Consider the following 15,646-nt stretch of genomic DNA (forward strand, 5'->3'; position numbering starts at 1 on the left):
GCGCCCCTTTTTCTATTTCAGGCATAGAGTGAAGGAGCAGGTGTGCGCAGGGTTCTGGCGGTATGTGGCCTGGCATTTCTTGTGCTGGTGCTGTCAGGTCTTGGCGTTCTGTTCATGGGGGTGCGGCAGTACGATGCCCCCGGCCCACTGGAAGAACAGCGCACGCTGGTCGTCGGGCATGGCGGAACCGGGCAGGTACTGACCGGCCTGCAGGCTGCGGGCATCGTCGCGCCGGGCTGGTTTGCGCAAAAGGTATTCGAGGCCGCCACCGTGCTGACACGGGTGGACGGCGCGTTTCATGCCGCGGAGCTGGTGTTTCCCGCCCATGCCTCCATCCATCAGGTGCTGCTGGTGCTGCGGCATGGCAAGCCGGTCGTGCACAGGCTGACCGTGCCGGAGGGGCTATCCGCCATCCAGATCGCCAACCTGCTGGAGCATGCCCCCTTTATGGATGGCAGCTTTCCCTTCCCTGATGAGGGATCGGTCATGCCACTGACCTATGATTATGAATGGGGCATGCCACGCGCGCAGATGCTCGCGCGCATGCAGCATGCCATGGACCGTGCCATCGATCAGGCCTGGGAAAGCCGTGTGATTGATCCGGCCATCGTGAACCGCCATGACCTGCTGGTACTGGCCTCCATGATCGAGCGTGAAACGGCCATCGCCTCCGAACGCCCCATGGTGGCGCGTGTGTTTCTCAACCGCCTGCATCAGGGTATGCGGCTCCAGTCAGATCCCACAGTCGTCTATGGGCTGAACAGGGGGGCGGGGCCGCTGGGGCATGCGCTCTCCCATGCTGATCTGCTGCAGCCTACGGCTTATAATACCTATGTGATTGCTGGCCTGCCGCCGGGGCCAATCTGTTCACCCGGCATGGCGTCCCTTTATGCCGCTGCTCACCCGGCAGAGGGGGAACAGCTTTATTTCGTGGCCAATGGTCTGGGCGGGCATGATTTTACCAGCACGCTTGAGGACCATAACCACCATGTGGCGGCCTTCCGGGCCAGCAGGCGCGCAGCACAGGCAAGCCCTCGCACAAATGACTGAGAAGCTGTTTGGAAAGTCAGGCCAGTAACATCCTGAAATTATAAAAGTTTTTGGTGGCGCTTTTCCCAAAAAGTTTCAGAAGATGCCGCCTTTTTTCAAAAAGGCGGCACCCAAAAACTTTTCTTATTTTTTATCAATGATTTGTTTTCAAGCGATCTCTAAACTTTTTACGTGTTCTCTTACTGGGCAGGCAGGCTCTGGCTGCTTACCGAGCCGGAAGGTGCGGTTTCCATCGGCTGCTGGGGTTGTTGCGTGGTGGGGGTGGTGGTCTGGCCGTTCTTGTCCGGGCGGCTCTGGGCGGTGGCCAGCACTTCGGTCAGGGCGGAGCGCAGCGGGTCGGCGCCGGAATTGTTCACCCGCATGGACACCACGATATCCTCCGGCCCGACAATCTGGTTGTAATAGGCGCGGTTGGCCGCACTGTTGACCCGCATCTTGGAGCCACCAAGAGCGGCGCCTGCAAACAGGCCCTTGGATTTCTGCACGCCCTTGATGGAGGTATTGTGCTCACCCGCCGTGCCCGCTTCAAGCCCGGAACCAGATGAGGCGAATGAGGTGCCGACATCCGCGCTCAGCTTCATCTGGCTGTCGAGCAGCGACTGCACGCCCTGATCCGTCATGACGAACAGCATCACCTGCACATCCTGCATGCCGAGCTGGAGGCCAAAATTGGCCGATGACATGCGGTAGAAGGCCGGGTCGGACCAGGAGCCATGGGCATCACGCGTGAGGAACACGCAACCGCCGCCACCGCCGCCAAAGGCGATCGACATGCGGAACACCGAGGGGCAGACAATCACGCCACGCGATTCGGCCAGGTAACGGGTAACCTTGCTGCCTGCCGTGGCGCCCGAGAACATGTCGCGCACGGTCAGCGTGGCGCGGTCCACCAGGCTCTGTTCTTCTTCCATGCTGGCGGCCATCGCGGCGTGCAGCGGCATCATCAGGGCCAGCGTGGCGAGTGACGTCCTGATGAGATGAAACTTGTGCAAACCCATGCTCCCTTTCCGATTCGTCACGGCAGATCCACCAAAACGGTCCGTGCACTGGAGTGGTCTGTGTTCATGGCTGAATCATGGCTCTCTAGGCAAGCCTGCGTGGCATGATCCAGCTCTATATTGCCGTTATTTAAGGGAGACGCCCACCGCCTGTGACAGGGCATCGGCAATGCCAGGAGCGGCGGCGAGGATATGGATGCCATCCTCAAGCCCACCATCGCGCAGGAAGGGAGAAACTTTAGCTCCGGCTTCCTCCAGAAGCACAAGGGCGGCGGCCACGTCCCACAGGTTGATGCGGATTTCCAGATAGCCGTCCTGCCGCCCGCAGGCGACTTCGGCCAGAGCGATGGCGCCCGACCCGCCTGAGCGCGGCATGGCGCCAAGGTTGAGGATGGCGTCGATCTTTTCCTGGAAGACGCCGGGCGGCACGCGGTTGCTCCAGCCCATCTCGATCAGGGAGGTGGCGGGGTCGGTCACGGGGGAGGCATGGATGCGCTCGCCGTTGAGGAACGCGCCATGCCCCTTTACCGCCGTATAGGTTTCGCCCAGCATCGGGGCCTCGATGATTCCGGCCACAGGGGTGTCGCCATCCATCAGGCCCAGTGAGATGCACCAGCGATTGCGCCCGCGCGCGTAGTTGGAGGTGCCATCAATCGGGTCCACCACCCAGCGCAGGGTGCCGGTGCGGGTGCGGCCTTCTTCCTCGCCCTGAAAGCCATCTTCGGGGAACAGCGTGCCGATTCGTTCGGAGATGAAGGCCTCCACCGCGCCATCGGTTTCGGTCAGCCAGTCCTGCGCGCTTTTCTGGGTGCCCTTGGGGCCGCCAGGGGCGGGGCGCATCTTCATGGCAAGGGCGGCGGCATCACGCACGACGGAGCGGGCGGCTTCAAAACGGGTCAGGATGGCCTGTGACATGGGTAACCTTTCTTGTGGAACATTCTATTCTACACGTAACGCCGTTTTCACCGCATGTTCCACCTGCGGCATGTCCACCCGGCCCAGCCGTTCGGCGGCCTGCATGGCAAACTGCAGCGTGAGCCTGCGCCTGCGTGCTGCCGCAAGCGGGCTGCGCTGCGGGTGGCGGATGATGGCGCAGTCCATGCAGGTGGCCGCCTGTGCTGCGGCAGGGCGGGTGGCGGCAATCACGAGCCCGGCTGTTTTGGGCAGGATGTGGCGGGGAAAGTCCTGGTTGACCGCGAAATAGAGCTGGTCACACCATTGCAGGTAATCGGGCCACTTATGGTCGGCGCGAAAATCCGGCAGCCCGGACTTGATCTCTATGCACAGCAGGTCGCCCTGTGGTGTCAGGGCCATGATATCGGCCCGCCTGCGGTCGGGCAGAACGAATTCATGCAGAACCGCCCACCCATGCATCCGGCACATCTGGCTGACACCCGTGCGGATGGCGGACTGAAGCTGGGGCGCGGATGGGCGGTGCATGGCGTAGGGGCGTGGACCTCAGGTCGCGGGCAGGGGGCTTGATGCGAGCAGGTGCGTGACAAGCTCAAGGTCGGCGGGCTTGTCCACATCCACGGCGGCGCGCCCGTCGGGCAGTGGAATCATGGCCACCCGCGCGTGCGAAAGCTGGCCGATGCGGCGGCATACATCTGCGCGGGTCAGGCGTCGCAGCACAAAGCGCAGCAGGATGCCAAAGCCCAGCGTGCGCGCCATTCTGAGCGGGTTCTTGCGGTCGGCCTCGAGCTGCTGCCAAAGCCGGATCACGCCTGCGGCGGCCGGGGTGCGGAACAGGAACATGTTGCACCCCGAAAAAGCGCCATCGGCCAGACGGATCATGGTGCGCCTGGTGCCCGGCACATCGCGCAGGATATCACGTTCCATCGCAATGCCCGCGGCCACGTCGGCCCCGCTCTCCTGCGCCTTGTGCACGAAACTGCGCACCCAGGCGGGTTCCAGCAGGGCATGGTCGGCGGTGGTAACCAGCAGCGGCGTGCCCAGCGTGTCCAGCGCCTTCATCACGCTGGCGCTTGGGCCGGACGCGGGGGGAATGAAGGTAACGTTGTCCGGCACGATGCCGTCGAGCACCTCGGGGCGCTCGATGCAGATGGCGATCCGGCCAATGGCCTCGACTGACTGGAGCGCCGTGATGACCCGGCTGATCATGGGGCTGCCGCCAACCGGCAGCAGGGCCTTGTGCGAAATGCCTGCCGCCTGCGCCATGGGGTCGGGCCGCCCCGGCCTGCTGCCCGCCAGGATGAGAACGTTCAGTGCCATGTCCGTGCTCACGCCGCGTTCCGGGTGGTGTTGGCGCCATCGGGGCGGTCACGCGGGGGGGAGCCGGTCTCTTCCATCACCCAGGGGTAGCGATGGGCTTCCTCAATGTCATAGCCAAGGTTGAACACGGTGGGGCTGCGCGGGCAGCCACGGGCATCGGGGTAATAGCTGTGGAAGATGCGGTCGGCCACGAAGCTGGTGATGCCATAATTGCCGTTCTCGTTATGGAAGTGATGCAGCACGTGACGCTGCTTCATCAGCTGGATCCAGCGCATGCGCGGCTTGTAGTTCAGATGCTGGATGCAGTGGAAGAATTCATAGATGCACGTAATGGTCAGCCCCGCGCCAAAGGCTGCGCCCGAACCCGCCAGCCCGCCAATGGCGTAGCCGATGGGAATGGTGACGATGGCAATGGTGGGGATGGTGTTGAGCGGCGAGCCGAACAGCACGTCAAGCAGGTGGGGATCCTGGTGGTGATCGAAGTGGATGCGCTTCCACAGGGTCGCGCTCCATTTCATGCGGTAGAGGAACCGGCCGTGGAGGATGAAGCGATGGATGCCATACCATACCAGCGGATAGACCAGCACCACGGCCGCGATGCTGATGGCCACCGGCACGAACGCTGTGTAGGCGTACACCATGACCGCATAGCTGGCGATGGCCAGCACGAAATACAGGATGATGGTGGGGTAGGTGAGGTAGGCAATCCAGAGCTGGGACAGGTTCATCTTGCCCAGGTCGAAGCTGCGACCCGTGCGGATGGCACTGTTCTTCAGGGTATTTGTAATCATCGCTCTTCGATCCTCAGTAGCACGGTGATGACGCCAAGGATGAAAATCAGGATCCCGACGAATATCGCCATAAGCGAGGGCAATGTTCCCGCATTGCCAAGCGCGCGGAGCAGCCCCTGGAACACGACGAACAGCAGGCCCGCGCCGAGGCACCATATGGGTAACCAGCTGCGCGTGCCAGCCCGGGGGGGGATATAGACCACCGGCACCGCGAGTAACAGCATTACCGCGAATGTGACCGGTAACATGATGCGTCCCAGTATTTCGGTAATGAAAAACGAGGGCGACTGGCTGGAGGGCAGGGCGTCGTTCTGCTCGGCCAGCATGGTGCTGATGGACTGGGTGAAACTGACGGTAATCTGCATCAGGTAGCCCGGCGTGAGCGTATCGGGCCAGTCAAGGCGCACGGGCTGGTCGGTCGTGTCGAGCAGATCGACGCGGGTCGGGCTGATCACGCTCAGCACCCGCGTGGGCGTGCCATACCAGTGGCCATGCGTGTAATGCACGTCGTGCAGGGTCGTGACCTTCTGCAGCAGGCTCTGGCGGTCGCGGTGATAGACCGTGACCCCGTCAAGCACCTCCCCCCCGTGGGAAAGGGAGTTGATGTTGATCAGCTCATCACGCGTGCGCAGCCAGTAATTGTGCGATGCGGTCGCGGCGTCGGGCGTTGTGGCGTTCCACCACTGGGCAAGGCGTTGCTCCGAGCGCGGTGTGATCTGGTCATTGATGAGCCCGCACAGCACGCCGAGGCCGATGATGGTGGGCAGGAACAGCTTGATCAGCCCCGGCGTGGACAGGCCGGCCGCGCGCATGATCGAGATCTCGTTCGATGTCGTCAGCTGCAGCAGCGTCAGCAGCGCGCCGATCAGCACCGCGATGGGCATGGCGTTGCCGAACAGGAGCGGCAGATGCATGACCGCGTAGTACAATACCCCGGACAGGCCGAGATGGCGGTGCATGATTTCCGTCACCTGCTCCAGCAGGGCCAGGATTTCCATCAGCGCCACGACGATGATGGCCGTGGTGAATACCTTGGTCAGCAGTTCACGTGAAAGATATCCGAGCAGAACCGTGCCGCTGGCCAGGCGCAGGCGGCGCTTCATGCTTCTTTTTCCTGCATGCGGCGCGGCAGGCCATCTGCCGAGAGCTGCCGTGGCGGCAGTTTCGGCCCCGGCGAGAGCAGGATGCGCAGCCCGCCCGCCTGCCGGATGAGCATGCTCACGCACACTACGGCAAAGAGGACCGTGGGCAGCCAGATGACCAGCAGCGGAGACATGTGCATGTTGGCGACGAAGCTCATGCCCATCTGCAGCGTGTGGTCAAAGCTGACCAGCGTAATGGCAGCGATGGCCAGGCCGGGATTGCCCTTCTGGCGCTTGCGCACGCCCGCAAGCGCGCAGGCCAGGATGGGAATGAACGGAATGGCCGCCGTGCGCGCAAGGCGGAAGTGCAGTTCCGCCCGCATGTAGGAAGTGCTGATGCCGGGGTAGCCGTTACGTATGCCGTAATACAGCTCGGGCAGGGTCAGCTCGCGTTCCGTCTCGCCGCGTTTGCGATAGGCCTTGTCATCAAGCTTGCTCTCGCCAGAAATGAGGCGGGTGGTGCGGGTAAAGCCGGTGATGGTGGGGGGCTTGTCCTGCGTGTCGGTCACGATGGTGCCGTCGACAAGATCAAGCCGCATGCGCGAGCCGTCGGCGGGGTTGTACAGGTAGCCTTTCTGGGCGGTAATGTAGCGCACGCGTGTCTTGTCCGAATTGTCCCGGATGAAGACATGGAACAGCCGCGACCCCGCATGGTCCACGTTCTCGGCCGTGAGCATGACATCATCGGATATGGCGAACATTTTGGACTGCAGGTGCGGCGTCCAGCCCGCATGGCTGGCGAAATAGAAGGCCGAGCGGTAGTCATAGCGCGCGTAGGGCTGGATGAAGCCATAAAGCGAGAAGGCCAGCACGCCAAAGACCGCCCCCGTCAGCACGAAGGGCTGGCAGATGCGGAAGATCGAGACCCCGCTGGCCGTCAGGGCATCGATTTCATGGTTGGCGCTCATGCGCCGGATAATGGAAAACACGCTCACGCACATGGCCGCCGGCAGCGCGAGCCCGAGGTAATGGGGGATCAGGTCGCTGAGCAGGCCGAAGAATATCTTCATGGAGCTGCCATTGGCAGCCAGCATGTTGAACAGCACCAGAAGCCGCTCCAGCAGCAGGGCGGACATGACCACGCCGAGTGCGATGGAAAACGGCGGCGCCACCTGCCGCAGAAGGTAGCGGTCCATGGTATTGGGACGCAGCTTGGCCAGAATCCCGTGCTGTAAAGACATGCGGCTCATCTGGGCGTGCTTATATCCGAAAAACGATACGGGGGAGGACTCATGCAAAAAATAGTTTCCTGCGTTGTACCCACTGCGCAGCCCGTCGGAAAGAAACGCCTTGTAACACCAAGCATGTATCCTCCGTCGCATGGCGTGACGGCAATCCGATTCCACGCCGCCGCGCGCAGCGGGTCACGCGACCGCGCCGATGCCGATGAGACGCCAATGACCGGCACGGAGCCACCAGGGCCGGGCAGGGAAGACAGGGTGGAGGTGTGGATATGCCCGTGGAGTACCATCTCCGCCCCTTCGCGTGCAATGCAACGGGCGAAATGATGGGGGTCCTTGAGCGCCTTGCGGGCGATGGCGAAACCCTGCACGGGCGCATGGTGGATCATGACAATGCGGCACAGCCCCTGCCTGCCTGTTTCATGCAGTATTTCGGTCAGGCGCGCGGCCTGACGCGCGCCCATGCGGCCTGTCGCCCTGAACCAGGGCGTTGGCACCGCCGAACTCACCCCGATCAGCGCAACCGGCCCCACCCGGCGCACGAACGGGAAGGGGAGCGCGCCCATCCACGGTTGCCACAGGCCTATGGTCTGGTGCCAGTTATCATGCACAAGGGTGTCATGATTTCCCGGTATGACTGTGCACGGGGCGGGGAGCTGTTCAAGCCAGCGCAGGGCGTGGCGGCATTCTCCCGGGAGGCCCATGTTGGTCAGGTCCCCGGTCAGCGCGATTATGTTCACATGGGCGCTGTCGATATCGGCCATCACACGGGCCAGAATTTCGGGGCGATGCTGGAAACGGCGGTGCCGCTTCCATGAAAGATGGCTGAACAGGCGCTTGTTCAGTTCCTCGCGCAGGCGCGGGGGTGACATTTCCGTCGGCAGATGCGGGTCAGAAAGATGGGCTATGGTGATGGTATTCAAGCTGGTGTCTTTCCCTGCATCAGACCGGTCGGTCACCGGGCCGGACAGTGTTATGCCTGCCCGTGTGGCGATGCGTTCCATCGTTTCGTGCCTTGCAATAGAAGGCAGATGGTTGCTTATGGCCTGTGAGTCAAATTTCAGACAGGGATGGAATCATCAGTGACCGGACGTTTTGCGCTTGTTTATAACCCGCGCAGCCGGCGGAACATGGGCGACAAGAGTTCGTATGCCCCGATGGCCCGTAGCCTTCTGGGAGAGAATTTCATTGATCCGGCTGACCGTTCCCTTCTTGATGCCGCAATCGCGCAGCTGGCCGCGCGCGGCATGGACTGTATCGTGGTCGATGGGGGAGATGGCACGGTCAGCGATGTGCTGACCGCCATCCATCGTCATTACGCGCCCGAGCGCTTTCCTGCGCTTGCCATCCTGCCTTCGGGCAATACCAACCTGATCGCGGGTGACGTGGGCTTTGGCCTGCGCGGGCAGAAAGCGCTTGACCGGCTGCTCGGCCTCGCTGCGGCCGGGACGCTGCGGGGGAAGGTGCGCAGGCGCTGCGGGCTTGTGGTTGAATGGCCTGAGCCCGAGGGCAGGCCCGCGGTCGTGGGCATGTTTCATGGGGCGGCGGCCTTTACGCGCGGCATCGAACTGGCCCACCAGCCCGCCATCTTGAACAATTATTCCCATGAAATGGCAGTTGTCGTTTCGTTCCTGTCTTCGGTCGCGCATCTGTTCACGCGCCGCTCGCGTCAGGAATGGATGCAGGGCAACCCGATTACGCTCAAGGCGGGCGACAGGTCGGTGCGGCACGGAAACTGCTTCCTGTTCCTGTCCAGCACGCTCCAGCGCCTGCCACATGGCATATGGCCGTTCTGGAATGTGGCGGGCGGGCGCAGCGATGTGATCAATTACCTGCATGTGGCGGGCCAGCCCTCGCGTCTGGCCGCCGCCGCCTGGGCGCTGCTGCGGGGGCGGCACCCGGCCTGGCTGCGGCACAACCCGGATTACTGCAGCGGGTGCGAAGAGCGGATTGAAATGGCGCTTGAATCCGATTTCGTGCTGGATGGGGAGGTGTTTTCCCCCGGCGCGTCTGGCCGGATCGTGCTGTCCGCTACGGCCCCCATCGACTTCATCCACGCCTGAGGAATGCTGACCATGGCTGATCCTTCCAGCCGCCTTGCCGCGGCAGGGCGCATTGCCCATACGCTGGCCAATGAACTGGTCCAGCCCGTTCCTGCCTTTGTCACGCAGTTCGTATGCGACCTGCTGGGGGCGGCACAGCCCCTGGGCGTGCTCTTTTATGGCTCCGTGCTGCGCGAACCCGACCCCGATGGCGTGCTGGATTTTTATGTCATTGTAGAACGGCTGGAGGACTGGGCCTCAGGCTACCTTGCGCGTGAGGCCAATCGCCTGCTGCCACCCAATGTCGAATATCATGAGATTTCCGTAGGCGGGCGCATTATCCGCGCCAAGGTGGCCATCCTGTCGATTGCCCAGTTCCGGCGCATGACGGGGCGGGCCACGCTCGATACCACCATCTGGGCGCGGTTCTGCCAGCCGGTCAGGCTGGTCTGGGTGCGCGGGCCGGAGGCGGCTGACGCCATACTTGGCTGCCTGGTGCGCGCCATGGCGCAGGCCGGGCGCTGGGCGGCGGCTCTTGGCCCAGCAGAGGGCACGGCGGATGAATTCTGGCTGGCCCTGTTCGCGCATACCTATGGCGCGGAATTACGGGTGGAGAACGGGCGCAGGCCGTCTGCCCTGCTTGAGGGGCGCGAGGATCGCTATCGTGCCCTGCTGCCCGATATATGGCTGGCTGATGGCCTGCCGTTCTCGCGTGATGGTGCGCAACTCGTACCACGCCTGACACCGCAACTGCGGCGCAGCATGCGTGAAGGCTGGTGGCTGCGCGGGCGGCTGGGGCGGGTGCTCAATGTCAGCCGCCTGTTCAAGGGCGCCTTCACGTTTGAAGGGGGGGCGCGCTACATCGCGTGGAAGATCAGGCGGCATTCCGGCATTGAACTGCCGCTCGGGCCGTTTTCCGAGAGGCACCCGCTGATCTGCCTGCCGTATCTGCTGTGGAAGTTACGGCAGGCAGGGTTCTTCAGGCGGCGCGGCTGATCCCCATCTCGCGCGCTACCGTGGCGAAGATGTCCACGGCCCTGTCAATTTCCGCAGGCGTATGCGTAGCCATGACGGAGGTGCGCAGCAGCGGGTGCTGGTCCGGCGTTGCAGGCGGCAGGCTGAGGTTGACATAAACCCCAAGGTCGAGCAGCCGGTTCCAGAACGCCACGGCAACCGCCACGTCATCCAGAATGACCGATACGACCGGGCTCGCCTGGGGGCCGGTGCGCAGGCCCGCCGCCTGAAGGCCCGTATGCAGCCTGCGGGCGTTGTCCATCAGGCGGATGCGCAGCTCGGGATGGTTTTCCAGTTCCGTCAGGGCCGCCATGGTCGCGGCAATGACTTCCGGCGGCAGCGAGGCCGTGAACATGTAAGGCCGCGAACACAGGCGGATCAGGTCCAGCCCCGCATGGTTGGAGACACAGTAGCCCCCCACCGTGCCCAGGCTTTTGGAGAAGGTGCCGACCACGAAGTCCACATCATCTTCCACGCCATCGGCTTCGGCCACGCCGCGCCCGTGCTTGCCCATTACGCCAACGGAGTGGGCCTCATCGGCCAGAAGCCAGGCCCCGGTCTCGCGCTTGACGGCAGCGAATTCCGCCATGGGCACCACATCGCCCATCATGGAATAAATGCCTTCAACCACAACCAGCTTCGAGCCCGGCGTGCCCTCAAGGCGGCGCAGGCGCTTGTGCAGGTCATCGGCATCGTTATGGCGGAAGCGGATCACCTGCGCATGGCCAAGGCGGCTGCCATCATAGATGCTGGCATGGCTGTCGGCATCGAGCAGCAGATAGTCATCCTTGCCCGCAAGGGCGGAAATGGTGCCAAGGTTGGCCTGGTAACCCGTGGAGAACACCATGCAGTGCCTGCGCCGGAAAAAGGCGGAAAGCCGTTCCTCCAGCTGGCGGTGCAGGCCCTGCGTGCCGTTGGCAATGCGTGAGCCGGTCGTGCCCACGCCATAGGCCTTTGCCGCCTCGACCGCGGCATTGATCGCGGCGGGCGACTGGCTCAGCCCAAGATAGTTGTTGGTGCCGAACAGCAGCGTCTCGCGTCCTTCGATCAGCCCCACCGTTGAGGAAATGGGCTTTTCGATCACGACATCGAAGGGGTTGCGGCCGCCGCCAGCGGTTACGGATGCAAGGGCGGAGGCCAGACCTTCATATTTGGAAAAAATCGACATGACGCGTCAGGAAGCCTGCTTGAGGGAAACGATGCAGGCCGCCAGGTCATCGATGGTGCGGATATCGGCCAGCCGGTCAAGCGGCACGGAAACATCAAGGGTATCCTCGATTTCCATGACGAAATTCATGACGGCCAGCGAATCAAAGGCCAGATCTTCAACGATCTTGCTGCTGCCATTGATATCACGGGGAACCTTGGGGTTCGCCAGCAGCGTCTTCACGATCAGCGCGGAGACGCTCGCTACCGTTTCACTCATTCCTACATCCTTATGGCATGTCCGGACTGCCAGGGGCAGCGGATCAGCATGAATGGTCGCCCCGCGCATGCGGCGGGGACGGGGACTGCAATCCGTCCCCTTATTGCAAAGTGTTATGCGCGAAAAACAGGTTTTTGGCCAGTCCTGCTTTCCACCCTGAACTGACGTGGCAACGGCGATGGGCGGTTTGCCAGACTGTCAGACCACGGAAACGGAAGATGATGTTTCCAGCGGCTGGAACGCCCCCGAAAGCAGCATGGCCCGCGCCCGCGCCCGTGTCAGCTTGCCCGACGAGGTCTGCGGCAGGGTATGGGGCGGAACCAGGATGATGGACACATCCACCCCGTGCTGCCGACGGAACAGGCTGGCCGTTTCGGTTTTCAGCGTTTCACGGGCTTCGGGGGAGGTGGCGCGACACTGCACGAGAGCCACGATCTTTTCGCCTTCATCCTCATCAACCGAGAATACGGCTACGTCACGGCTGCGCAGGGTGCTGATTTCGGTCTCGGCCGACCATTCCAGATCCTGCGGCCAGATGTTGCGGCCGTTGATGATGATCAGATCCTTGGCGCGCCCGGTAATGACAACCTGCCCGTTGAGCATGTAGCCAAGGTCGCCGGTGTTGAGCCAGCCCTCGGCATCGACCACGCGGGCGGTTTCCTGCGGGCGGCGGAAGTAGCCCTGCATCAGGCTCGGGCCGCGCACATATACGGTGCCGATCTCACGATCACTGAGCACATGGCCCTGCGCGTCACGTACCTCAAGTTCGTGCTGCGGCAGGACTTCACCACACAGCACGAAGGTGCGCAGCGCGCGGGTCGGATCGTTGGAGGGCACGGCCTTGCCCTGCGTCTCGAGTGCGCGCAGGTCGATGGTATCGGTGCAGATGCCTGCCCCAAGCGGGGCGAAGCTGATGGCCAGTGTCGCCTCCGCCATGCCGTAGCTGGCGGTAAAGGCCCCGCTATCAAATCCGGCGGAAGCGAAGCGCTGCGCAAAATCCTCAAGGATATGGTAGCGGATCATGTCGCCGCCGATACCCGCCACGCGCCATGATGAGAGGTCAAGCTCGATCGAGGTGGCACGACGCGCGCACAGCTCATAGCCAAAGGAGGGACTGTAGGAGATCGTGCCGCGATTGCGGCTTATCAGGTCAAGCCACACATGGGGGCGGCGGGCGAACTCGCGCGTGGGCAGCATGTCGACGCTGAGTTGGCAGGTCATGGGTGTCAGGAAAAAACCGACCAGTCCCATGTCATGATAGAGCGGCAGCCACGATACACAGCGATCGCCGGTTTCGCGCACCTTGAGTCCGTTGAGCGCAATGGCATGCGCATTGGCCATGCCGGAGCGCTGGGTCACGGCAATGCCCATGGGGAAACGCGTGCTGCCCGATGAAAACTGCAGGTAGGACAGGTCATCCGGCCCCACGGGGGGAAGGGTTTCGACCGTGATGGGCGCCTGCAGCAGTTCGGCTGGCGTGCCGGAGAATTTCAGGTCCAGCCCGGTGGTGATCTCGTCCGTCCATGATGCGATGATCGAGGCAATGACCACGGCCGATGCCGCGGCTCCCTCGATCATGCCGCGCAGGGTGCCGACATACCCTTCGCGCCCGCCAAAGGCGACTGGCAGCGGCAGGGGCGCGGGCACCAGCCCGGCATACTGGCAGCCAAAGAAGATGCGGGCGAAGTCACCGTCGCTTTCCGCCACGATGGCCACCCGGTCGCCCGGTTCCAGCCCAAGTGACAGCAGGCGCCTGCCGGTCTCGATCGCCTGTTCGCGCAACGTGCTGTAAGGCAGCGTTTCGAGCAGGACGCCCTTGCCGGAATAGATGTTGAAGCCGCTCTTGCCCTGGGCGGCATAGTCCAGCGCAGCCGGGAACGACGAAAAATCGCCGTAACGACGGGGCAGACCAGAATCGGAGGGGGTCGGGAGGCTTATCATTTCCGGTAATTTGACTTCCACAGACGTATCTTGAAACGGCGAATGGGCGGTGTTCAACCAATTACCCTCAAAAAGTCAATAATCGATTTCGCGCCTTTGGCCGCCGTATCTGCCGGCGGCTCAAACCCGAATGTGTCGCGTATATACTCTTTTTGCCGATCAAGGAAATTTGCATGTGACAGGAAAGCATTGTCAAGGTCATTGCCTGCTGTCTCCACGTTTTCCACCACGGGACCAAGGGTCCAACTCTCATAATTGGGGTCGCCGCGCCATGAAGTCTGGTGCGCATTGAGAAACAGGCACGGGCGCGGTTTGATAAGGAATTCACTGACCTGGCTACTGACATCACCCAAGTAGAGGTCGGCTGCCATGGTGTAGGTCATATCCACGCTTTTATCGCTGCCTGGGTCAATTATCATGTGAGGGAGTTGGGTAAAGGGCGCCAGAATTTCCATGCTTTTCTCACGATTTGTATCGAAAAGCCGGTAATGCGGGGCAAAGATGAGATTGTATTTTTCCTGCCGTGCGAAATATTCCAGCAACTTCATGCCAAATTGCGGCCATGAAGAAAGGCTGCGACTGAAATGCGGATTATAGAGAACCGTGGGGCGTCCATTATCAAAAAGCGGGCGCGCCTGAACATGGAGCCGGCGCACCATGTCAAATTTAGCATAGATTCCAGTAGTATAGTGCCCTTTGCGTAGCGTGCCCGCATCAAGCAGCCGCTCTTCAACCTTACGGCCCGCCATCAGGATATAATCGAATTTCCGTACGTCATTGGCAAAGCCGATGGCCCGGTCTCCGGCGCCATGCCGGGTCCAGATGAGGCGGGGATTATGCACCCCCATCTTGCGTAAGTAGAGCGATGTGCGCTCAGGAATCACAACAGCCTGAAACCTGTTGAAATAATTTCTGTTCAGAAAAAGCACGGCCAGTTTGCTCAGGGGGGTCGGTCCATGCTGTTTTATATGGCTGCGGATCCACCGGGGCATGGCCAGTGTATCAAAGGAGACGGAAGACTCCGGATAGAGACGTGACAGTTCGCGGAGGCGTGCTGCGCGTTCTTCTGTCAGGCTGGCAATATGAACCCGGACATCTTTGTACAGGCGTGCCATTTCCAGCGCGATCGGGAGTGAGTGGAACTCCTGATGCGGCTGGGCAATATACGGGAAAAGGATATGATACACTTAAAGTAAGCCTGCCAGCGCACTTGAAAACAAGATGACCTGATTCTGTCCCAGTCTGCCTGTCCTGCAAGGAAAGGCTTTGCAGGGTAGCACGATGGGGCGTCTGTAAGGGTGTAACATTTAATGAAATCTGCCTTGCGATAAATCAAGTCGAAGCGGGGTCAAGCGGCGGGCGCTCCCAGTCATATATATAAGCATGTTTCCATGCCTGATGATTGCGGAGTGACGGCACGACCCGATCTGTCCTGTTGAGGTTGGTGCCCCGGGTGTCGCTTGGATGATGGAAGTTGATGTCTGTTGCGGCCCGCATGATGGAAAGCTGCTCTCATGGCAGAGGCGCCGGATTTAAGGAAAGGAGGGGCCTGCCCCTCCTTTTTTCATATAATTTTCACTTTAGCGCATTTTTTTTGGTGCGGTTTGTGACTGTTATGTGTGTTTTATGGCTGAATTCCGTGTGTTTTCAGGGTTTTTGGCATGGCGTTGACAGGGGGGGCTAATATCCGTAAAAGCCCCTTCACCGGACGGCGATGCTGCTCCGGCGGGTCTTTGACAAGAGAATAGAGAGAGTATCTGGAAGGGATATGCTGGCGGCGCGGTTGTTGCTCTTTATGGGGCGATGATTGGCGGTCTGGACTGGGTGAG

The 15,646-nt window shown here is 61.7% G+C and carries 16 protein-coding genes; 3 read left to right on the forward strand and 13 right to left on the reverse strand.

Annotated features, from left to right (window positions below):
- Positions 1-42: 42 nt before the first annotated feature.
- On the forward strand, positions 43-1,050 hold the full coding sequence (gene mltG, locus CDI09_RS04695; protein ID WP_078527097.1) for an endolytic transglycosylase MltG: 1,008 nt from the start codon (positions 43-45) through the stop codon (positions 1,048-1,050).
- 179 nt (positions 1,051-1,229) lie between these two features.
- Here mltG and CDI09_RS04700 read toward each other — a convergent pair whose 3' ends face one another.
- From CDI09_RS04700 to CDI09_RS04735, 8 genes are all read right to left on the reverse strand, one after another.
- Positions 1,230-2,048, reverse strand: a complete 819-nt coding sequence (locus CDI09_RS04700; RefSeq protein ID WP_205836615.1) for a lipid-binding SYLF domain-containing protein — start codon at positions 2,046-2,048, stop codon at positions 1,230-1,232.
- 126 nt (positions 2,049-2,174) lie between these two features.
- Positions 2,175-2,963: an inositol monophosphatase family protein gene (locus CDI09_RS04705; RefSeq protein ID WP_078527099.1), complete on the reverse strand. Its 789-nt coding sequence runs from the start codon at positions 2,961-2,963 to the stop codon at positions 2,175-2,177.
- 24 nt (positions 2,964-2,987) lie between these two features.
- Positions 2,988-3,488 (reverse strand): MmcB family DNA repair protein, encoded by a 501-nt coding sequence (locus tag CDI09_RS04710; protein ID WP_078527101.1) that lies wholly within the window; start codon positions 3,486-3,488, stop codon positions 2,988-2,990.
- An 18-nt stretch (positions 3,489-3,506) separates the two neighbouring features.
- The gene (locus CDI09_RS04715) at positions 3,507-4,280 is read right to left on the reverse strand and encodes a nucleotidyltransferase family protein (protein ID WP_078528144.1); all 774 of its coding nucleotides are present in this window, start codon (positions 4,278-4,280) and stop codon (positions 3,507-3,509) included.
- 8 nt (positions 4,281-4,288) lie between these two features.
- Positions 4,289-5,071 carry a sterol desaturase family protein gene (locus CDI09_RS04720; protein ID WP_078527103.1) on the reverse strand — a complete coding sequence of 261 codons (783 nt, stop codon included), beginning with the start codon at positions 5,069-5,071 and terminating at the stop codon, positions 4,289-4,291.
- The gene (locus CDI09_RS04725) at positions 5,068-6,174 is read right to left on the reverse strand and encodes an LptF/LptG family permease (RefSeq protein WP_078527105.1); all 1,107 of its coding nucleotides are present in this window, start codon (positions 6,172-6,174) and stop codon (positions 5,068-5,070) included. Before CDI09_RS04725 ends, CDI09_RS04720 begins: the two co-directional genes overlap by 4 nt.
- Positions 6,171-7,403, reverse strand: coding sequence for an LptF/LptG family permease (locus CDI09_RS04730; RefSeq protein WP_275881560.1), 1,233 nt, complete (start codon positions 7,401-7,403; stop codon positions 6,171-6,173). The genes CDI09_RS04725 and CDI09_RS04730 overlap by 4 nt, the downstream gene beginning before the upstream one ends.
- Positions 7,400-8,317, reverse strand: a complete 918-nt coding sequence (locus CDI09_RS04735; RefSeq protein ID WP_110571203.1) for a metallophosphoesterase family protein — start codon at positions 8,315-8,317, stop codon at positions 7,400-7,402. Before CDI09_RS04735 ends, CDI09_RS04730 begins: the two co-directional genes overlap by 4 nt.
- Positions 8,318-8,476: 159 nt before the next feature.
- Here CDI09_RS04735 and CDI09_RS04740 point away from each other — a divergent pair, with 159 nt between their 5' ends.
- Together CDI09_RS04740 and CDI09_RS04745 are read left to right on the forward strand one after the other, a co-directional pair.
- Positions 8,477-9,457 carry a diacylglycerol/lipid kinase family protein gene (locus CDI09_RS04740; protein ID WP_078528151.1) on the forward strand — a complete coding sequence of 327 codons (981 nt, stop codon included), beginning with the start codon at positions 8,477-8,479 and terminating at the stop codon, positions 9,455-9,457.
- Between the two features lie 12 nt (positions 9,458-9,469).
- A complete protein-coding gene (locus tag CDI09_RS04745; protein ID WP_078528154.1) occupies positions 9,470-10,432 on the forward strand; it encodes a hypothetical protein in 963 nt (320 codons plus the stop codon).
- Here the strand turns inward: CDI09_RS04745 and spt are convergent.
- From spt to CDI09_RS18410, 5 genes are all read right to left on the reverse strand, one after another.
- Entirely contained in the window at positions 10,416-11,618 is a 1,203-nt protein-coding gene (spt, locus tag CDI09_RS04750; protein WP_078527107.1) for a serine palmitoyltransferase, read from the reverse strand. The two genes, CDI09_RS04745 and spt, sit on opposite strands and share 17 nt — an antisense overlap.
- Before the next feature lie 6 nt (positions 11,619-11,624).
- On the reverse strand, positions 11,625-11,876 hold the full coding sequence (locus CDI09_RS04755; RefSeq protein ID WP_007400085.1) for an acyl carrier protein: 252 nt from the start codon (positions 11,874-11,876) through the stop codon (positions 11,625-11,627).
- Positions 11,877-12,074: 198 nt separating this feature from the next.
- Positions 12,075-13,817 (reverse strand): fatty acyl-AMP ligase, encoded by a 1,743-nt coding sequence (locus tag CDI09_RS04760; RefSeq protein WP_205836616.1) that lies wholly within the window; start codon positions 13,815-13,817, stop codon positions 12,075-12,077.
- 53 nt (positions 13,818-13,870) lie between these two features.
- Positions 13,871-15,004, reverse strand: coding sequence for a hypothetical protein (locus CDI09_RS04765; RefSeq protein ID WP_078527111.1), 1,134 nt, complete (start codon positions 15,002-15,004; stop codon positions 13,871-13,873).
- A 437-nt stretch (positions 15,005-15,441) separates the two neighbouring features.
- On the reverse strand, positions 15,442-15,646 hold a 205-nt coding region (locus CDI09_RS18410; RefSeq protein ID WP_211308932.1), incomplete at its 5' end, for a hypothetical protein.

Source organism: Komagataeibacter nataicola, assembly GCF_003207795.1.
Classification (GTDB): domain Bacteria; phylum Pseudomonadota; class Alphaproteobacteria; order Acetobacterales; family Acetobacteraceae; genus Komagataeibacter; species Komagataeibacter nataicola.

What these genes read in the sequence shown, in the direction of transcription:
- CDI09_RS04730 (WP_275881560.1), bottom strand. Translation starts at nt 7,403, where the DNA reads ATGAGCCGCATGTCTTTACAGCACGGGATTCTGGCCAAGCTGCGTCCC.
- CDI09_RS04745 (WP_078528154.1), top strand. Translation starts at nt 9,470, where the DNA reads ATGGCTGATCCTTCCAGCCGCCTTGCCGCGGCAGGGCGCATTGCCCAT.
- CDI09_RS04725 (WP_078527105.1), bottom strand. Translation starts at nt 6,174, where the DNA reads ATGAAGCGCCGCCTGCGCCTGGCCAGCGGCACGGTTCTGCTCGGATAT.
- CDI09_RS04760 (WP_205836616.1), bottom strand. Translation starts at nt 13,817, where the DNA reads ATGATAAGCCTCCCGACCCCCTCCGATTCTGGTCTGCCCCGTCGTTAC.
- CDI09_RS04710 (WP_078527101.1), bottom strand. Translation starts at nt 3,488, where the DNA reads ATGCACCGCCCATCCGCGCCCCAGCTTCAGTCCGCCATCCGCACGGGT.
- spt (WP_078527107.1), bottom strand. Translation starts at nt 11,618, where the DNA reads ATGTCGATTTTTTCCAAATATGAAGGTCTGGCCTCCGCCCTTGCATCC.
- CDI09_RS04715 (WP_078528144.1), bottom strand. Translation starts at nt 4,280, where the DNA reads ATGGCACTGAACGTTCTCATCCTGGCGGGCAGCAGGCCGGGGCGGCCC.
- CDI09_RS04720 (WP_078527103.1), bottom strand. Translation starts at nt 5,071, where the DNA reads ATGATTACAAATACCCTGAAGAACAGTGCCATCCGCACGGGTCGCAGC.
- CDI09_RS04705 (WP_078527099.1), bottom strand. Translation starts at nt 2,963, where the DNA reads ATGTCACAGGCCATCCTGACCCGTTTTGAAGCCGCCCGCTCCGTCGTG.
- CDI09_RS04700 (WP_205836615.1), bottom strand. Translation starts at nt 2,048, where the DNA reads ATGGGTTTGCACAAGTTTCATCTCATCAGGACGTCACTCGCCACGCTG.
- CDI09_RS04755 (WP_007400085.1), bottom strand. Translation starts at nt 11,876, where the DNA reads ATGAGTGAAACGGTAGCGAGCGTCTCCGCGCTGATCGTGAAGACGCTG.